15 protein-coding genes are annotated in these 16,742 nt (G+C 38.6%); 10 read left to right on the top strand and 5 right to left on the bottom strand.

Translation table 11 applies throughout. The features are described from left to right. Window positions 1-70: 70 nt before the first annotated feature. Together AC25Y5_RS00990 and AC25Y5_RS00995 are read right to left on the bottom strand one after the other, a co-directional pair. Window positions 71-994, bottom strand: coding sequence for a DsbA family protein (locus AC25Y5_RS00990; RefSeq protein ID WP_488138686.1), 924 nt, complete (start codon window positions 992-994; stop codon window positions 71-73). Window positions 995-1,035: 41 nt separating this feature from the next. After that, window positions 1,036-1,605, bottom strand: coding sequence for a nitroreductase family protein (locus AC25Y5_RS00995; RefSeq protein WP_488138687.1), 570 nt, complete (start codon window positions 1,603-1,605; stop codon window positions 1,036-1,038). Between the two features lie 164 nt (window positions 1,606-1,769). Between AC25Y5_RS00995 and AC25Y5_RS01000 the strand changes: the two genes are divergently transcribed. The 7 genes from AC25Y5_RS01000 to AC25Y5_RS01030 all read left to right on the top strand — a co-directional run bounded on the left by AC25Y5_RS01000 (window position 1,770) and on the right by AC25Y5_RS01030 (window position 8,805). Beyond that, window positions 1,770-2,990, top strand: a complete 1,221-nt coding sequence (locus tag AC25Y5_RS01000; RefSeq protein ID WP_488138688.1) for an MFS transporter — start codon at window positions 1,770-1,772, stop codon at window positions 2,988-2,990. A gap of 11 nt (window positions 2,991-3,001) precedes the next feature. Continuing rightward, complete coding sequence (locus tag AC25Y5_RS01005; RefSeq protein WP_488138689.1) at window positions 3,002-3,472, top strand: DinB family protein; 471 nt, start codon at window positions 3,002-3,004, stop codon at window positions 3,470-3,472. Window positions 3,473-3,732: 260 nt separating this feature from the next. Further along, the gene (locus AC25Y5_RS01010; protein ID WP_482105099.1) at window positions 3,733-4,143 is read left to right on the top strand and encodes a MarR family winged helix-turn-helix transcriptional regulator; all 411 of its coding nucleotides are present in this window, start codon (window positions 3,733-3,735) and stop codon (window positions 4,141-4,143) included. Beyond that, window positions 4,136-5,329 (top strand): MFS transporter, encoded by a 1,194-nt coding sequence (locus AC25Y5_RS01015; protein ID WP_488138690.1) that lies wholly within the window; start codon window positions 4,136-4,138, stop codon window positions 5,327-5,329. The genes AC25Y5_RS01010 and AC25Y5_RS01015 overlap by 8 nt, the downstream gene beginning before the upstream one ends. A 319-nt stretch (window positions 5,330-5,648) precedes the next feature. Continuing rightward, window positions 5,649-7,250, top strand: a complete 1,602-nt coding sequence (locus tag AC25Y5_RS01020) for a BCCT family transporter (RefSeq protein WP_488138691.1) — start codon at window positions 5,649-5,651, stop codon at window positions 7,248-7,250. A 157-nt stretch (window positions 7,251-7,407) separates the two neighbouring features. After that, a complete protein-coding gene (locus AC25Y5_RS01025; protein ID WP_488138692.1) occupies window positions 7,408-8,082 on the top strand; it encodes an SOS response-associated peptidase in 675 nt (224 codons plus the stop codon). Window positions 8,083-8,097: 15 nt separating this feature from the next. Beyond that, window positions 8,098-8,805, top strand: coding sequence for an NAD-dependent deacylase (locus AC25Y5_RS01030; RefSeq protein ID WP_488138693.1), 708 nt, complete (start codon window positions 8,098-8,100; stop codon window positions 8,803-8,805). 193 nt (window positions 8,806-8,998) lie between these two features. On the opposite strand, the gene AC25Y5_RS01035 is transcribed toward AC25Y5_RS01030, so the two are convergent. Next, window positions 8,999-9,613, bottom strand: coding sequence for a DUF3298 and DUF4163 domain-containing protein (locus AC25Y5_RS01035; RefSeq protein WP_488138694.1), 615 nt, complete (start codon window positions 9,611-9,613; stop codon window positions 8,999-9,001). Between the two features lie 676 nt (window positions 9,614-10,289). Between AC25Y5_RS01035 and AC25Y5_RS01040 the strand changes: the two genes are divergently transcribed. After that, window positions 10,290-10,721, top strand: a complete 432-nt coding sequence (locus tag AC25Y5_RS01040; protein WP_488138695.1) for a YkvA family protein — start codon at window positions 10,290-10,292, stop codon at window positions 10,719-10,721. A 79-nt stretch (window positions 10,722-10,800) separates the two neighbouring features. On the opposite strand, the gene AC25Y5_RS01045 is transcribed toward AC25Y5_RS01040, so the two are convergent. After that, window positions 10,801-11,661, bottom strand: a complete 861-nt coding sequence (locus AC25Y5_RS01045) for an SAM hydrolase/SAM-dependent halogenase family protein (RefSeq protein ID WP_488138696.1) — start codon at window positions 11,659-11,661, stop codon at window positions 10,801-10,803. Window positions 11,662-12,116: 455 nt separating this feature from the next. Continuing rightward, entirely contained in the window at window positions 12,117-15,233 is a 3,117-nt protein-coding gene (locus AC25Y5_RS01050) for an efflux RND transporter permease subunit (protein WP_488138697.1), read from the bottom strand. A 146-nt stretch (window positions 15,234-15,379) separates the two neighbouring features. Between AC25Y5_RS01050 and AC25Y5_RS01055 the strand changes: the two genes are divergently transcribed. Beyond that, on the top strand, window positions 15,380-16,219 hold the full coding sequence (locus AC25Y5_RS01055) for a TetR/AcrR family transcriptional regulator (protein WP_488138698.1): 840 nt from the start codon (window positions 15,380-15,382) through the stop codon (window positions 16,217-16,219). 78 nt (window positions 16,220-16,297) lie between these two features. Continuing rightward, a complete protein-coding gene (locus AC25Y5_RS01060; protein WP_482099867.1) occupies window positions 16,298-16,672 on the top strand; it encodes a nucleotide excision repair endonuclease in 375 nt (124 codons plus the stop codon). Window positions 16,673-16,742: the final 70 nt, after the last annotated feature.

Genomic DNA, 16,742 nt, shown 5'->3' on the forward strand with positions numbered 1-16,742 from the left:
GTCTTGTTTTTGTCATTATTCATGATTTCAAATACTATCGATGTCTCGTTGCATTGATCAGCCAGTAGTGCTATCCGATGATTGTAATATACTTTTCACCAAGTACTTCCTTTGTTTCAAACTCGGTATTGACCAATTGATCACTTACGAAAGTTTCAAAAACTTTTTCCTCAATTGCAAAAAACTCTTCGATTTCACGTGAGAATAACAGTTTCTCTTTTTGGATTAAGGTCAATAAGTTGGGTAGTTGTTTCGGTTGTATAGTATCCCCCGGGAGGATTTGTTGTAGTGCTGCAATGTACTGTTCAAGCGCACGTGCTCCTACAATTTTGACACCTTTTTTCTCTTCATTCAATATAACGATTGTAGGGAAGCCGCGAACGCCTAGTTGCCGCACAAGCTGAAAATCTTCATGCAAAGAAGTTTCCGCTTCTGGCAGTTTCGATTGTCTGATGATTTCTTCCCCGTTAAGTCCGACACTATCGACAAGCTCTATTAACATGTCGTCTTCTGCAATGTTTCTATTGAAAGCGAAAAGAGCCTCCCGCGCACGTCGTAAAAATGCGTTTGCAAGATCCGGGCTTTGCTGATGTATCACTTTAAAAACGCGGGAAGGAATGAAGGATGATTTGATTGGATTATCATGCCAGAGAGTTCCGTCAATCGGCATGCGGGAATGTTCACCAACCTCTCTCCAGTGATCGGCAACGTCCACAGGTCCATTGATGCCATTTGCAGTATCCGAAAAGCCATCCCAGTTTTCCAATAATCCACCCATCAATGTATGCATATTGAAGTATTGACCGTATTGCGATTCAAATTTGCGGAGTACGGGTTCCAATGCCCAGCAATGGGAACAAATTGGATCCGTTACATAATACAGATCGACTTTTTTTGTAGGTGCAGAGAGGTCGATGAATTCCATTACGGTATCACCACCAGGCCCGCATATGCCTGTTTCTAAGTCGCACATCATGTTGTTTTTCATGTCCATTTCGATTCCTCATTTCTACATTTTGACTACTTCAAATTTTTTTAATCAATCCAAGTTGTGAATTCACTAAAATTGGTCTTTTTAAAAGACTTCGGTTCCATTTCGGGATAACCGAGGTAGATAAATGCAAGAACTTCACCTTTTTCGGATAGTCCAAAAAAGTCTCTTACATTCGGATGATAACAAATTGCACCTGTTCGCCAGATTGCACCTAGGCCTAACGCGTGAGCAGTTAACAGCATATTTTGGATACTGCTACTGACAGCGGCATATTCTTCTTTTTCAATGATATTCTCTTTTTCTCCCGGTTCCATACCTACCGCGATAATAACGGGGGAGCGCAGGGGATTCCTTTTGCTTCGTTCAATTTTCGATTGACTACTCTCGGACAGCGGATCTTCCTGTTCAGCACTTGTAATCTCTCCTAGGACTTTACCTAACTTTGTTCTGCCATTGCCTCGCAATACGAAGAAACGCCAAGGTTCCGTCCTATGATGGTTGGGTACATAAGTACCCGATTCAATAATCTTTTCAATAAGTTCCACTGGTACAGCCTGTTCCGTTACAAGTGGAATGCTTCTTCGTGTTTTGATTGCTTCATGTATGTTCAAATGAGTCGCCTCTTTCTATTGGTGGTCAATCATTACTACATAAGTATATCGACATAAGAAGCTATAATCATTTATTTCGAATTATAAAGCATCCAAATACTCTGAAATTGATATATACTTGTTCTATGAAGTTTTTATCAGCATAGAAAGGACGTGAGAATCAAATGACAAAAATAAAAGAAGCAGGTCCACTGGGAAATCCCGTATATCCGATCATGTTTGCAATCGGTGGTGTCCATTTGCTGAACGATACGCTGCAAGCAGTGGTTCCTGCAATGTTTCCCGTCCTTGAAAAGGAAAGGGGACTTACCTTCACTCAACTTGGATTCATTTTTTTCGCTTTGAATATGGTTGCATCCGTTTTACAACCGGTTGTCGGGTATTTCAGTGACCGAAAACCGAAACCATATGCATTACCGATAGGGATGATGTTCTCATTTGTAGGAATAGGAGGGATTGCCCTTTCCCCGGACTACTGGATGATTATTGTCTCTGTTATGTTTCTCGGGTTCGGTTCCGCAATTTTTCATCCGGAAGGGTCAAGAGTATCTTTCATGGCGGCAGGATCGAAGCGTGGACTTTCTCAATCTATTTATCAGGTAGGTGGAAATTCGGGACAGGCACTAGCCCCATTGATCAGTGCATTTATTCTAGTGCCGCTTGGACAAATAGGAGCGGCGTTATTTATGCTTGTCGCAGCACTTGGTATTTTCATCTTACTAAAAATATCCGCTTGGTATAAAAACCAGCTTGATCAGGAGAAGTTGAACAATCGCAAGAAAGTGTTGCTATCATCCATAGGAAAGCTAACCAAAAAACAAGTGGGAACAGCGCTTGTATTACTGCTTGTCATCATTTTTGCCCGTTCATTTTACGTTACGAATATCACTAGCTTTTTCATCTTTCATTTAATGGATAAATATAATCTTATTGATAAAGAAGGGCTATTATACATATTCTTGTTTCTTGCACTCGGAGCGGTGGGGACGTTTTTCGGCGGGCCAATGGCTGATAAATTTGGCAGAAAGAATATCATAGTTCTTTCGCTCGCTGTGCCGATACCCTTATGTCTACTGCTCCCATACGTCCCGTTATGGGCTGTTGCCCTATTACTCATGACCATTGGGTTTTTCATTATGCTCAGCTTTTCAGTTACGGTCGTCTATGCCCAAGAACTTGTTCCGAGCAAAATTGGGACGATGGCAGGGCTGACAGTGGGTCTGGCATTTGGTATGGGAGCGATTGGATCCGTCATCATCGGAATGTTGATGGACCAGCTTGGTATTTTCCCGACAATGATTATCGTTTCATTCTTGCCGATTATTGGTCTTGTCGGTTTAGCGCTACCACGTGATCGGAAAATGACGGCTGAAACTGCTTTGTAAGGAGAACAGTAATGAATAAATATTGTGGATATGCACTAAACCAGCTGAAGGTTTCCATTAACTCCATTATTGAGTTACTAGATCAATTAGATGACCATTCATTACAAATTAGACCTACGCCTAATAAATATTCAATTGGAGAGTTATTGGAGCATTTGGCAACAATTTGTGTAGCAGATTACCAAATCGCTGAAGGTGCAAGCAGGGATGAAATGACAGCGTATTATTCAACGATTAAATTGGCTTCTCTAGAAGAAATTAAAGATGCATTGTTGAGTAATTATACTTTTTTAGAAGAAAAATTCGCCACATTTAATGCTGAAGAATTGAATATGAAAATGACTTCTTATTGGGGGACTACATATTCAAGATATGAATGGTTGCTAGAAATAGTGGCTCATGTCTATCATCATCGGGGGCAACTTCATTCAATGCTAGTCCATTGTTGTGGGGTGGATCCTGACGTACAGCTATTTGAATAGTTGTAGCTAAACATGTGCATAGATACTTAGAAATTAATTGTGTATTCTTAAATTTTATCTCCATATATTTTAAGGTTGGCAGTATTATTACTTACACTGTTCATCTAGATGAAGTGGAAAGGTCTTAAAAACCTATTGAATTATTATGACAAGTGATCCCCGTACATTGGGATTGCTTGTTTTTTTCTGTTTACTTTACAAGCTTTGGTTGGCGAAGTATGATTAAATAGTTAGCTAGGTAAACAAAGGAGTTAATATGTATGAATCCGCTATTTCATGAACTATTTCAAAAGACCCGTATGTTGAGTAAAGAGTTAAATAAAACGCTGAAAAAATATGATTTATTTGCGGCGCAATGGACGGTGTTATATTGTGTTAAGCAGCATGAGGAAATGAAGTTAACAGATATATGGAAGTATTTAAATGTGGAAGCCCCAACAATTACGAGGACTGTCAGTCGCCTTGAAGACCTCGGGTGGGTCAGGACATTTGAAGGAATAGATCGAAGAGAAAAAGTTGTATGTCTTTCTGAAGAAGCGATAACAAAGTTCCCGCTAATAGAGGCATCAATTATTGAATTTGAGAATGAGTTTCTAAAAGATCTTTCAAAAGAAGATGAGCTGTTATTAATGGGTTTATTGAAAAGCCTTGATAAGGAAAGAAGTGAGTAAATTAGTGAAAAAAGAAGCCATTTGGACAAAACCTTTTATAAGTTTATTTTTTACAAATATTTCAGTTTTTACCGTATTTTACGGACTCGTCACTACATTGCCACTTTATGCGGTTGGCGTGTTAAAGCGTACAGACGAAGAAGCGGGTTTATTAATGACGATATTCTTACTATCTGCAATTGTTGTCAGACCGTTTACGGGCAAGATATTGGATATTGTAGGGAAGCGAAAAATGTTATGGAGTGGCCTAGTCCTCTATTTGATATGCACAATCCTCTATTATTTTATCCAACCATTTGCAGGACTTCTAGTATTGCGATTTGTGCAGGGGATATGGTTTAGCATTATCACTACGGCGGCGCTGTCAATAGCTGCAGACATAGTGCCGATGAAACGAAGAGGTGCGGGCCTTGGTTATTTTAATATGTCGACCAATTTAGCTGTTGTTCTTGGCCCATTAATTGCGTTATATCTAATTCAAAATTACTCGTTCGATGTGTTGTTTATTGTTCTAAGTATTCTAATGGTTATAGGTGTCCTTACATCCTTATTGGCGCCGGCCGGAAATGTTTCTGCAAAAAGTATTGGACAAACTAAATTGAAAATAGGAGACTTATTTGAAAAAGGAGCGTTGCCGATTGCTATGCTTGGTAGCTTAATCGCTTTGTCATATGCAAGCGTATTGTCGTATCTATCAATTTACGCACAGGAAAAAGGTCTCCTAGCACTCGCGAGCGCTTTTTTTCTAGTGTTTGCAGCTGTGATGCTCCTGACTCGTCCATTTACAGGTATGCTATTTGACGAAAAAGGTTCACAATATGTAATCATTCCTGGGTTTATTTCATTTACACTTGGTCTTTTCCTATTAGCAAATATGGATTCGGCAGTGTCCTTTTTAGTGGCCGGAGCGTTTATTGGTTTTGGTTATGGAGCGCTCATACCTAGTTTTCAAACACTTGCTGTACAGTCGACAAAGCATGAAAGAAGTGGATATGCGACTGCTACATTTTTTACGTTTTTTGACACGGGACTTGCTCTTGGATCGTACGTTTTAGGTTTGGTCGCTTTCCATTATGGATATCAATCAGTTTACGTCATGTCAAGTGCACTAGTATTTGTTGTCTTTATCCTTTATTTACTAATTATTCGAAGAAGAAAAAGAATCGAACAAACCAATAAAATTTGATAGAAAAGTCGATTTGATAGGATGCACTCGGCTTAGATAGTCTCATCCCCAATAAAAATATGTTTTCAAACTATTATCTTTTTCTTAGCCGCCTCAAATGGTTTAACCGCTAGTCTAACGGCTTCGGCTCCCTCTAATAAGGCATTCGCGCTCAAAATAGATAAGTGAAAGTTGAACCTTGAATATATGGGTTCATCTTTTTTTTTGAAGAAAAACTGAGATATTTTAAATAAATTTCATTTAGGTAGACATTTGCACTTTAGAGTGAAGTGCTTTAGGGTATATAGTTATTAACTAAATTAATAGGGGTCGGTTTTCTTTGGACAAAAAGTTTTGGAAGAATCCAGTATTTTCAATTTCAGCATCAGTTATTTTTGTGCTAGTGCTATTAGGAGCGGTTTCACCTATACAATTCGGGAATGTAGCAAATTTATTGTATGATTTTACAACGGTAAACTTTGGCTGGTTTTACCTCCTAACTGTATTTATTATAGTCGTATTTTTAGCTGGTCTGGCAATCAGTAAATTTGGTGCAATTAGAATTGGTGGAGATGAGGAGCGTCCTGATTATCCATTTTTCACATGGATTGGAATGTTATTTTCGGCAGGATTTGGAGTAGGTCTTGTTTTTTGGGGTGTTGCGGAACCGATGAGTCATTATTTCACCTCACCGATTGAGGGCGTCGAGCCGCATTCAGAACAGGCGGCGCGGGTTGCGATGGGTTACTCATTCTTTCACTGGGGCATTTCACAATGGGCAATTTTTGGAATTGTCGGTTTGGTAATCGGTTTTCTGCAGTTCCGAAAGAAAAAAGATGGACTCATTTCAACTGCATTGGAACCACTCATTGGTAACAATAAAAAAGTGAAGATTGGCATTGATTCCTTTTCTGTTATAGCCACTGTCATGGGTATTGCCACCTCACTTGGACTCGGAATTTTACAAATGAGTGGGGGATTAGAGTCAGTTTTCAAGATTGAAAGTACGTTTACTGTACAGTTAATCATCATTTTTATTGTCTTTATATCTTATATGATTTCCGCATCCTCAGGATTGAATAAAGGTATTCGGTATTTGGGGAATTTCAACTTAGTATTGGCAATTGCGATGCTATTATTCTTCTTTATTGTAGGTCCAAAAGTATTTATTTTAGAAACGTTCACTTTAGCACTTGGTGATTACATAACGAATTTCATTCAATACAGTTTACGTTTGCAACCTTATCAAGGAGGAAGCTGGGTACAAGACTGGACAATATTCTATTGGGCCTGGACAATTGCTTGGTCACCTTTCGTGGGCGCATTTGTTGCACGTGTATCCAAAGGGAGAACGATTCGAGAATTCATCGTTGGAGTGATGGTTCTTCCACCGGTTTTCGCGTGTATGTGGATTGCAACTTTGGGTGGGACAGCGCTTTACAGTGACTTGAATAACGGCACAAAAATAGCAGAAGCTGTAGAAGCGGATGTTACATCGGCAATTTTTGCGACATTTGAACACATGCCTTTTACAGGATTAATGTCCGGTTTGGCAATTCTATTAATATTCACATTCCTTGTCACTTCTGCAGATTCTGCAACATATATCCTTGCCAGTATGACAACAAATGGGAGTCTATTTCCGCCCCTAATTGTCAAGATGACCTGGGGAGTACTTATGTCTGCAATCGCAGCGGTGTTATTGTACGCGGGAGGTCTGGATGCGCTCCAATCCGCTTCTCTAGTGGCTGCCTTGCCATTCACGGTACTCCTTCTACTACTGGTATTCGGAATGGGGAAATTATTGAAAAAGGAACCTATTACAGTCAGACCTTCAGATATTAGAAATTTTGAACGTGTGGAAAAGGAAGCGAAGAAAAAGGCAGGAACCGATAAACCGCAAGTACCTTCATCCAAAAGAAGGAACCAACAGAAAAAGTAAATTTTAATCAAAAAATGCAAGCTTCTAGGTGATTAGGGCTTGCATTTTTTTGGTTTATTAGACTACATACTCATCAGTTAACGACGTTTCACATGATTCAAACCTACAACAATGGTAGAGTTAGGTAAACAAATTCCATTCACAAAGGAGAATTTCTATGTGTGGTCGATTTACATTGTTTGCCCCTTATTTTGAAATGATCGAACGCTTCGACATTGAAGTTGCATTTCAGGAAAACGATTATATTCCGAGTTATAATATCGCGCCTTCCCAACAAGTTGTTGCCATTATCAATGATGGGAGGAAAAATCGATTGGGTCATTTGCGTTGGGGGCTTATCCCTCCTTGGGCAAAAGATGAGAAAATTGGACATAAAATGATCAACGCAAGAGCTGAGACTGTTTCAGAAAAACCGAGTTTTCGAAATCCATTTAAGAAGAAACGATGCCTGATTCCAGCGGACTCCTTTTATGAATGGCAGAAAGTAGGGGATGGGAAAGTACCAATGCGCATCAAATTGAAATCTGATGAGTTATTTGCTATTGCGGGTCTATGGGAGTCATGGGTTTCAACGGATGGAAGTATCATTCATTCGTGTACAGCCATTACGACAGTTCCAAATGAGTTAGTAAAACCAATTCACAATCGTATGCCTGTCATACTAAAACGTGAAAATGAGGCGGCTTGGCTTGATCCTAAAAATGAAGATATCGAGTTATTAAAAAGTTTATTGATGCCATTCGATGAAAAAAAAATGGAGGCATACATTGTTTCTTCTGCAGTTAATTCGCCGAAAAATAATGAAAAATCTCTAATTATTGAAGTTTGTTAAGAAGGAGGACTTCGAATGTTGGTGGAGTTGATGGAAAAATCAAATTATACGATTGTCTATACAGGTGCTGGTATGTCCACAGAAAGCGGTTTACCTGATTTTCGGTCTGCAAAAACCGGGCTATGGGAGAATGAAAGTCCTGATCAAGTTGCAAGTACAGAAGCTTTAAATCTTGATGTAGAACGGTTTTTTTCCTTTTACCGTCAACGTGTGCTTGGAGTAAAAGATTGTAGTCCGCATAAAGGACATAGGATCTTAGCTAAATGGGAAAAGGATGGACTTATACAAGGGGTAATTACCCAAAATGTTGATGGGTTTCATTCTGTTGCTGGCTCGAAAAATGTGATGGAACTGCATGGCACGCTGCAACAAGTCCATTGTGAATCTTGTGGGAAAGAATTCGGAAATGAGATGTATGAAGAAGAACGTTTCTATTGTAAATGTGGTGGCAAATTGCGACCATCTGTTGTTCTATTCGGAGAAGGGCTACCGGAAGATACTTTCATGAAGGCAGTGGAAGAAAGCGAACGGGCCGAGTTATTCATTGTATTAGGCTCATCTCTGACTGTCACACCCGCAAATCAGTTTCCGCTTCTAGCAAAACAAAATGGGGCAAAGCTCGTTATAGTTAATATGGAACCAACGTTATTTGATGATTACGCAAATCTAGTCATTAATGGTCGACTGATTGGTGAAGTGCTAATGGAAGCGGACTTCAATTAACTCCGTAATCAAGCAGAAGAAGCGAAACTTACTCGTTTGCCAAACGAACTAATAATAAATCGACACGATAGGAGATTTATTATGAGCAAGAGATTGGGCGTAATTCCATTATGTTTAAATTTACTTTAAAAAGTAAGAGAAAAGCCTAATACTGTATAGGATTCTTAGAATTAGGCTATTTATTACTGTGAAACTAAGTGAACGCCATCATACGGTCAAGTGGGCCATCTGGTTGGATAATATCCGCGAGATCCAGTATAGGAATCGGGAAGTAAGGGAATCCCCAATAGTATGGCGTGATTTCATAAAGCTGAAAATAGATGACAAGAGATGTATCTGCAATATAAAAGTCTTGGTCGCCGCGAATACATTTGAAAGGAGGATCTAGAAGTTCGATATTCCAGTCTTTAATTTTCCCTTCAATAATATCTGACAACTTTTTTACGTAATTACTGTCCGTTTTGAATAATTCGCTCAACGAATACATTTCACCCGTTTTTGTATCAAATGTGAGGGACTTAATGATAGTCATCCCATGCGCACCGCCTGTAAATGAATAAACGATTAAATTCAAACTGAGGATACCGCGCTGATTGTTTTTTAACTCGTAATAGGCTATCAATTCCACAAGGTCTTTATCGTAAAAACTTTGCTCTACTAGTATTTTATTCAGTGCAGATATAATAGCGTGATTAATTTTGCTTTGAACATTTGAGTTGGGCAATTGAGTAACAACTGGATAATAGACTTTGACGTTTGGTATAGCGTGGGGCAATTTTTTTGTTGCAATTGATACAGGTAAATCCATAGCAGCAATCCTTTCCTTTATATGAGATAGTTCATCATATGTAAGGATGGATTAGGAAAGTCAAAAAAACAGAGAATGAAATCCTAAATTTCACTCACACTCTTTTGTAGGACACAGCAAATTTCTGAATTCAGTCCTTAATTCATCCCGTACTTTTTGAAAAACCATCTATTTCTCTTCTTCAGTTCCTGTCGCACGAGCAGGATCATTGAAGCCCCAGTGCAAGTGAGAGATGTGAGGAGGAGTTATCGGGCAGTTGTCGTAAGGATCTCCACATAGTGTGATGACGTAACTAAGCTATAACTAGAACTTTTTCATCAATTAGCTGAGAAGATTGTTCGCTAATATCAATTCCAATCTCGCGCATTGCTTCTACAGCTTTCAGATTTTAACCTTGAGCTTCAATTTCTGCTGTTTGGACTTCAAATGTATTACTCAAAATCTATCTCCCGAAACTTTTGCCAAGCGTTTTTAAATACTATTCAAGTTGGATGTGATTCATAAACTACCCCTTACGTAAAATTATTGCTTAATCAAACTTCATTCATTAGCATATAATCAATTGAATATCTAATGAAATGGTATTTTATAGGTGACGCGCGTATCCTGTCGAATGACACTCCACGCTGTTCCGTGTACAATTAAGGGAACGGACATTAAAGGTGGGGGTTTAAGTATGCATAAAAAACAAAATGATTATGAAGATACTTTGAAGAATTTCAATCCGGAACTATCTAACCATGTGGCAGAAAACCATTACTCTGATGAAAACTTTTGGAACAAAGTGAAGAAGCACGGGAAGCAAGCAGGGAAGACAACCGTTTATTACAGTTTGCTCCTCTATTATGCGGCGAAAAGTCCAGCGGTACCAAAATCAACGAAATTGATAATTGTAGGGGCGCTTAGTTATTTGATTTTCCCAATTGATCTCATTCCAGATTTTATACCTGCAGTCGGATTGGTTGATGATGCGAGTGTCATTGCAGCTGCTGTATATAAGGTTATCTCTCATATTGACGCTGATATGAAATTGAAAGCAAAAGTGAGATTGGAAAAATTATTTGGTGATAAATTACATGATGAAGAAATAGACAATCGATTCTTATAAAGGAAAATGCTAACGTGGGAATGAATTCCGCGTTAGCATTTTTTGATCGGTATAATGGTTTTCGTGAAATAATAAAAAGTTATTCATACCCAATTCGCGTTGTTTTACGAATAACAACCTCCCAGTTTGTTCCTGTGCCAACACGGTATGCGTCCGCAAAAGAACCTTGATTGATGGCGATACCGATATTGTCGAGTGAATTTACATAGACGAGGGGCTCACCGATATGCAAATCTGCAAATGACCTTCCGAAGGTCATTATATTGTTATATATGGTTCGGCCATCTGTTGTTATAGAAACTTCAATTGAATCACCGTACTGCTCCACAATTTCCCCGAATTGTAACCTGCTAATATTCGTCCACAGATTGCCGAATGGGCGATCGATAATATCGACTATCCCTGTAATTGTTTCATTCGTAATTGTCGACATTTTTAAAGGCAGTGAAATAATCGTTGAAGGATCAGCTGAAGGACCAATATCTTCAAATTGGATTACCCCAGCAGCAAGCCGGGCACCCGTGTAAGCAAAAATATCACGGCCATGGAACGTATGGGATTCGCCAGAGTTAGGGAGCCGGTTTTTTGTTTCATCGATTACCCGGACTTCAGTAATGTTGATGAATTGCGAAACGTGCGTTAATGTTCCGTTATCCGGTGTAATGATGTATTGGTCATTTACTGTTTTTGCAACTACAGCACGCCGATCAGAACCTACACCAGGATCTACGATGGATACGAATACGGTTTCGCTCGGCCAATAACCAATCGATTGCAATAAACGATAGGACGCTTCCCAAATATTATATTGAGGAATTAGATGTGTAATCTCAAAAATCGGAATTCCACGTTCAACTGAGTTTGCTACTCCATGCATTGCACTAACTGCACCATCACTTTTTCCGAAATCCGATTGAAAAACTAATAAACCTTTTGTCATTATTAAACCACTCCTCATTTTTATATAATATGTACTTCTAAACAAAAAAATCCCGCCCAAATCAATCGCCAATCGATTGAAAAGGACGAGATATTAACTCGTGTAACCACCTTTTTTCGCTACTCATTCACATGCGCAGCCTCAACAAGTGCAGAAGCCAATCATAACGGATTCTAAACTGTGGTTTTGGTAACGGGTACCAAAACCCGCAAACATCTACTAATGCTAAATTGCACGTTCAATGAAGAGCTCAGAGACCATTTTTCTAGTGGAACCTTTCTGCTTCTTTTCATCTGTCGAAGCTTTCTGTCAGAAATGTACACACTTTACTTTTCTCTTCATCGCCTATTCATATTAATGAATAATTTACATGGTTTCGAATGAAAAGTCAAATGATTCGAGGTAATGAGATACCAAGAAAAAACCAGTCACTGGATGGACTGGTTTTTTCTTAGTTATACTATTTTCTTATTTTTCTTGCGGAACTTCCCTAAAAACTCATAAACAATTGGAACAAAAATAAGTGTAAGCAATGTCGAGCTTGTTAGGCCACCGATAACAGTAACACCAAGTCCTTTGGAGATAAGTCCACTACCTTCTCCACCGATAGCTAAAGGAATCAATGCACCTATTGTAGCGAGTGCTGTCATTAGAATTGGACGCAGTCTTGTAGTGCCTGCTTCCAAAATGGCGTCTCTAGTTGCCATTCCTTCATTTTCTTTATTTATGACGCGGTCAATTAAAACAATCGCATTTGTTACGACAATACCGATTAGCATTAGCATACCAATCATTGCCGAAACACTGATTGTTTCACCAGCAATCCATAAACCAACCAACGCTCCAATTACTGTGAAGGGAAGAGAGAATAAGATTGCTAATGGTGCAAGTCCGCCGCCAAACGTTACGACTAGGATCAAGTACACAATAGCGATGGCAGCAAGCATTGCAAGCCCAAGCTGAGTAAACGCATCTGCGATATCTTCTGTTACGCCTGCCGTATTAACTTCTATATTTGAAGGGATATCGAGATTGTCTACTTTTTCCTGGATAGCTGTAGACGCTTTTGCAACATCTTTTGTTGTTATTTCCGCTGAAACACTCGCAAATAATTTACCATCTTTACGAGAAATTGTATCGGAAGTTGTGCCTTCTTGTAAGTCAACTAGTTCAGAAATGGCGATTTCCATACCAAGTGGTGACTGTATTTTTTCTTCTAGTAATTCATTGATTGTTTTATGTTCTTTCTTATCTTCATTGATTAATACTTCGATTGTATTATTACCATCTTCAATTTTAGTCAACACTTCTTGCTGGTCGTTCGGATAGAGAACCATTCCAACTTGTGCAGCAGTTAAACCGTATTGTGTTAACTTTTCTTGATTGGCAACGAGTGTATATTCTTTATATTTTCTAGTTAAACTTGTTTTGATATTTTTTAGGTCATTGTTATCATTCATAATCTTTTCGATGTCTTCAACAACAGGTTCAATTTCTTTTAAGTTATTTCCGTAAACGTAATAACTCACTGCATTACTGGAACCGCTTGTTGAAAAGTCCTGTGATTTCCATTCACCTTTAGTTGCGCGTTTTTGGAGTTCTAAGATTGTCGTTTCTTTCACCTTCGTAAAATCAGCCGTATCATTATCGAACGTCACAAACAGGAGAGCCCCGTTTGAAGCGCCAGGCGCCATCGGATTTTCTCCGCCGACGGAAGCTTGAACGACGTTAACATCTTTCAAATCCAATAGATACTCTTCCGCTGATTCAACATAATTGTTTACAGTTTCAAGCGTTTCACCAGGTTCAGGGGTAAACGTAATATACATTGTTTTCTGTTCTTCATCTGGAAGGAAACTCACACCGATAATAGGAGCCAGGAATAAGCTACCGACTAAAAGTACGATTGAAACGAGAGAAGTAATCATTTTATGATTTAATGTCCAATTTAATATCTTTCTATAAGAAGCGGCCATTTTACTCGGTTTTTCTTTGTGGCTACTCGTAGTCGAGTAAAGCTGTTTTTTGAATAATGAATGTGCAAGCATTGGCACGATTGTAATCGCTACAATTAATGAAGCGAGCAGTGCAAATACCATAGTCAAAGCGAAAGGCATGAACAATTCGCCAATCATGCCGCTAACTAAAGCGATAGGCAAGAAGACTGCAATCGTAACGAGTGTGGACGACATGATTGGTTTAAACATTTCTTTTGTCGCTTCTCGTACAAGTTCTTTACCTTTTAACTTTTCTGTTGGAAGGGACATACGTCTAAATATATTTTCTACAACTACAATGGAGTCATCGATAACACGCGCAATTGCAACAGTCATAGCACCAAGTGTCATCATATTCAATGTAATACCCAACTGATTCAAGAATATGATTGCAATTAGAAGAGACATTGGAATGGACACAATTGAAATTAGTGTCGATTTAAAGTTACGTAGGAACAACATAATAATAATTACCGCAAAGATTGCACCAAACAATGCTTTATTTATCATTGTATCAACGGATTGTTGAATGGGTTCACCTTGGTCAAGTGTTGTTGAAATTTTGACGCCATCGTTCTCTTTTTCAAAATCCTTCATGAGGTCTTTTACTTCATCGACCACCACTAATGTATTGGCATTTTGCGATTTTACAACTTGAACAGCAATCGCTTCTTTACCATTCATTCTTGAAATGGATTCAGCTTTTCCGATATGTTCAATCGTTGCGATCTCACCCAGTTTAATTGAAGGCAGTTGTACAGTTGTAGGATTCGTGCCGACAGAGGGTGTAGATGATGCTTCGGATTGTGTTGCAGCGCCTGGAGTACTAGCTGGCATTACTGGAATCAGTATGTTCTCCAAATCTTCTACAGTCGCAATATTACCATCAATGACTACCGATTGCTCTTCTCCATCAAATTGGAACAAACCAAGCGGCATCGTCACCTCAGAGCCTTTTACAATTTGTTTCACTGTATCTTCATCCAAGTTGTTTGCGGCTAGTTTTTCTTGATCGAATGTCAGAATGACTTCTTCAATTTGTTGCCCGGAAACTGCAACACTTGAAACGCCGCCAATTCCTTCGAGGTCAGGAACCAAAGAATCTTGTACTTTTACAGTTAACGCTTCTAGGTCAACATTGCTGTCAGTAACACTAAGGGCTAGAATCGGAAATGCATTGATGCTGATTCTTCCTACAGTTGGATCCATCGCGTTTTCCGGCAATGTGATTTTAGAAAGAGCTTCGTTTACGTCATCTTCCGCTTGCTTCATGTCAGTCCCAAACGAATATTCAATTTGTAGAGAGGAAGCATTTTGGTATGATGTGGAGCTAACCGATGTAACTCCGTTCAAGCTATTTACTGCTTTTTCGAGTGGCTCTGATAGTTCATTCACCACTTGGTCAGGTGTGGCACCCGGGTAAACCGTTGTTACACTAACGATAGGAATTGTAATATCTGGTATTGTTTCCAAATTCATTTTCGAACCGGAATAAATGCCGGCAGCAGTTATAATAAGTGTGACAAGCCATACAGCTAATTTGTTCTTCATTACAAAATTAATGATTGAATTCATTATGTACCTCCATTGAACTTTTTGCTTTGACCAACTAGTCATTATGTTATACAATTGTATATAACTAGTAAATCTTTACTTTTACATATTAACTGACCGGTCAGTCATGAGTCAAGCGAAACAATTTTATACGAGGGGGTTTTATTTTGTCAGATAAAAAGATATTGATTATCGAAAAAGCATCGGAGCTATTTGCAAAAAATGGGTTTGAGGCAACGTCCGTACAAGAGATTACAGATGCATGTGGAATTTCAAAAGGTTCTTTCTATCTCTCATTTAAATCAAAAGAAAGTCTCTTGTTTTCGATATTTGAGTACTTTAGTACAAAGTTACTTGATCGAATGAGTGGTATCTATCAAATGGAAATCACACCGAGGGGGCGTTTTGAACAATTTTTCATTATTCAATTTGAAGAAATTGCTCGCTATTCGGATTTTATTCTAATGCAGATGAAGGAACAAACCAGTCCTATTAATGAAGAAATGCTTGGCCTCATGAATAAATTACGTGGAAAAGCCTATGAAATGTTGGAAACACTTCTATTAGGAGTGTATGGTGAAGATATTCGTATGCATTTGCCTGATCTCATTGTCATGTTGAATGGAATTATACATGGCTATGCGGAGATTGTTGTGTTCAATTTAAAAATGCTGAATTATCCTGAATTGGCAAATTACATCGTTGAACGGACGGATTCGATTGTCAACGGGTTAACACAACCTTTGTTAAAGAAAGAACAGTTAAGAAGTACTGGCGGAGTTGTGTGTTCGATTAAGCTTGAGGAATTAGTAAAAGATATTGACATGATTAAAGAGAAAATTGAAGATAAGGATGACGGGATTTATATAAGTTTAGATGTGATTGGAGCAGAACTTTTAAATAACAATATTCGAAAACCCGTCATTTTTGGTATGATTTCAAATTTGCGGGAAAGTGACTTAACAGAGGAGCTAGTAGAGAAAATAACACAGTTCCTAAATCAGTGACTACTTAGCCATTCTTCGCTTTCTAAGCAGTTTTATGGTAGAATTTAAGTTCATAAAAGAAGAGGACGTGACGTTTAATTGATCACAATTACAATACCAAATCCTGATGTAACGATTGTACAACGCAAACAAGAAATGGGTCCGGATGCTGCGCCAATCAAACCAGTTTATGGATTTATTGATTTACATGAAATACCACGTGATAAAGGCGGAATCATCTTGTTTTATAACAACAAAGATGAATTGTTATTTGCAGGAAAAGCCCGCAAACTGCGTCAACGCGTGAAAAAGCACTTTGAAGATGCTGTCTCACCAATTAAAGACCATCGCAATGAAGTGAATAAGATTTCAATTATCGTTGTCGAAGAACCGATGGACCGTGAAATTTATGAAACGTATATCATTAATACACAACGCGCGAAATATAACGTTGATAAAGTGTTTTTCGAGTAAATTACAAAGCTGACTGCCATGTGCATTCAGCTTTTCATTTTGACTACATACATAGGAAAAGGGTGGGAAC

Source organism: Sporosarcina sp. Y1011, from assembly GCF_057669885.1.